We start from the raw sequence: 2618 nt of genomic DNA, 5'->3' as shown, positions 1-2618 counted from the left end.
TTTCCCGTGAAGGGCTTTTCTTTTTTCTAAAAAGAAAAGGGCTTCAGGGAAAGAGAAAAGAAAACGGTACTTTCCTAGCATAAGGTACGCGGTGTTCGGCGGTTCGAGTCCGCCCCAGCCCATAAAAAAGAGCTTTGACAATTATGAAATTCGACCTTCATGTGCATAGCAAGTATTCTCAAGACGCTGCTGGAGAAATAAAAGAAATAATAAAAAAATCTAAGAAGATAGGCTTGCAGGGTGTTGCAATTGTAGACCACAACGAAATAAAAGGCGCACTTGAAGCTTTGGAATTTTCTGAAGCTGAAAATTTTGTTGTCATACCTGGAATAGAGATTTCTACAGCTCAGGGGCATGTAATCGCGCTAGGAGTGAAAGAAATAGTACCTAGTAATTTAGAGCTAGAGGAAACAATATCAAAAATAAGAGCTCTCAGCGGTATAGCGATAGCACCGCATCCGTGCAGGCCCTTCTCCAAATTTGCAAGTTTCGAGAAAGTCATGGCGCTAGAAATTTTCAATAGCAGATGCTGGAAATTTGAGAACAAAAGAGCTGAAAAACTTTCTAATAATCTTAAACTCGGTAAAACAGCAGGTAGCGATTGCCATACTCTTGAAGAGCTCGGCTACGGAATTACGGAATTCAAAACTCAAAGTGCTAATTACGAGAATTTAATTGAAGATATAGTTAAGCGCAGAACTACTTGCTATGGTAGCTATACCTCAAAGTTCAGAATTTTGTGTCAATCTTGCAAAAATTTTAAACTCTGGCTAAAGAGGGGCTGTAAAAGAATTTAGCGCCTATAAAGTTAACTGAACTCTTTCTTAGCGAATAGTAGAATTATCATTGCAAGAGTGCAAAATGCCATTGATACGAAGAAGCCGAAACTTAGAATTCCTAGAATACTGCATATTAGAGAAGCTTTCCAGCCTTTCCTTGCAACTGCTAAAATACCGCCTAGAAGCGCTATAGTTGCGAAAATAGCTATCCATGCAGCGCCTACTATCTGAAATGCAAGATCTGCTTTTATCAAACGAAAAAGTATTACGGCACAAATCCAGCTGAGTATCGCAAATATACTTGCAATTATTAGAACAACTCCTGCAACAGCTCCTTTAGCGCCTTTCTTTTTTAAAGGCTCTAAAGTGATGGGCTCTGGCACTATCGGCTCTAAAGTCACAACTTCTTCAGCTTTTTTCACCATACTTTTTTCACCACACTTTTTTCTTAATCCGCTTCATAAGTTTTTTAAATTTACCTTCCTCTGCAATAACTTTCTCTCCTGTTTTTGCAAGCTCTACAAAATCTTCTAAAGAGCTTAGACGCTCAATTTTTTTACCTGCGAGTTCGTTGCACAGCATCAGTATCTCCTCTTCGCTACCAATGTAGCTATAACTTCCACCTGTAATTGCTGCAATTTCTTTCAGCAATTTCTCCTGCTCTTCTTTGCGCTCGCCTAAAAGTATAGTATTTACTATAATATTTTTATCTCTTGCTTTTAACGCTGATTGCTCAGGCGCTTCACCTATATTGTCGAAACCGTCTGTAAAAATAGTTAATGTTTTTAAGCCCTTTTCGCAAGCACTACTTTCAAACATTGCTATAGCTCCGTTGATAGCGCTAGAGATAGCAGTCCTTCCTGACGGCTTTAGCTCTTTAAGTACTGATGAGGCTTGAGCTAAAGATTCTTTAGATACTTGTGCAAGCGGCGAATGCACTACGTAGTTATACCCAAAACTCATTATTCCAACTCTATCTTTAGTACCTATTTTATGAGATGCAATTGTAAGAGCAGCTTTGTTTGCACATCCAAATCTGCTCGGCTTGTAATCTTCCTTCCGCATAGAATAAGAAGAATCCACGGCAAGAATGATATCTGCGCTTTTAGGTGCTACTGAAATCTCAATAGTAGTAGCAGGAGTAACTTCTAATTGCATAGGATGTGTATAAAAAACCCTGAGCTTTATACCTTCAATTTCAAGCTTATCGCCTCTTTTAAAAGTTTTGTGCTCGAGCTTCTCATAAATTTTTTCAGCTAAAGAGCTCAGAGCCTCAAGCTCTTTTAAAGACCTTACTCGGAGAATGAGCTTTCCTGCCATTTTTGTTTTTATCACTTTCGATAACAGCTTTAGCAATATATGAAATTTTTTGTTCCTTTTACAACTTTTTTGCAAGATAATAACGTTTATATACCGTGAAATCTTTTTATCATTCCGTAAAAAATAGTAAAGGATAAAAAATAGTAAAGGAGGACTAAGATGAAAATAAAAGAAAAGGAAGCGGTATCACCAGTCATCGGCGTAATTTTGATGGTGGCGATAACAGTGGTACTAGCGGCAGTGCTATACGTGTGGGTGAGCGGTTTCATGGGCGGCGGCGCGCAGACACCAACGATAAGTTTGGGCATGGTCACAGTAAAGCGTAATGAAACCTTACCAGGATGGGCAAATGTAAGCTGGCCAATAGCTGGGGTGTCTAGAGCTGACATAAAATGGGACGAGATATCTCTCACAGTAAGTCTAAACGGAATAACTACGGTAGCAACTACTTACAAAGTGTATGAAACGGATGTCATATATGTAAAAGCAGGGCATACAGTGGGTGTTAACATTACAACT

4 protein-coding genes are annotated in these 2618 nt (G+C 38.9%); 2 read left to right on the top strand and 2 right to left on the bottom strand.

Annotated features, from left to right (window positions below; genetic code table 11):
* Positions 1-143 precede the first annotated feature (143 nt).
* Entirely contained in the window at positions 144-797 is a 654-nt protein-coding gene (locus QMD21_07530; GenBank protein MDI6856613.1) for a PHP domain-containing protein, read from the top strand.
* Between the two features lie 11 nt (positions 798-808).
* On the opposite strand, the gene QMD21_07525 is transcribed toward QMD21_07530, so the two are convergent.
* Positions 809-1204 carry a hypothetical protein gene (locus QMD21_07525; GenBank protein MDI6856612.1) on the bottom strand — a complete coding sequence of 132 codons (396 nt, stop codon included), beginning with the start codon at positions 1202-1204 and terminating at the stop codon, positions 809-811.
* A gap of 7 nt (positions 1205-1211) precedes the next feature.
* Positions 1212-2114 (bottom strand): vWA domain-containing protein, encoded by a 903-nt coding sequence (locus QMD21_07520; GenBank protein ID MDI6856611.1) that lies wholly within the window; start codon positions 2112-2114, stop codon positions 1212-1214.
* A gap of 144 nt (positions 2115-2258) precedes the next feature.
* Here QMD21_07520 and QMD21_07515 point away from each other — a divergent pair.
* The coding region (locus tag QMD21_07515; GenBank protein MDI6856610.1) for a type IV pilin N-terminal domain-containing protein at positions 2259-2618 on the top strand (360 nt) is incomplete at its 3' end.

This window comes from Candidatus Thermoplasmatota archaeon, assembly GCA_030018475.1.
Lineage (GTDB): Archaea > Thermoplasmatota > JASEFT01 > JASEFT01 > JASEFT01 > JASEFT01.
The sequence above is the reverse complement of the archived record's forward strand: the minus strand, read 5'-3'. Positions and strand labels throughout refer to the sequence as shown.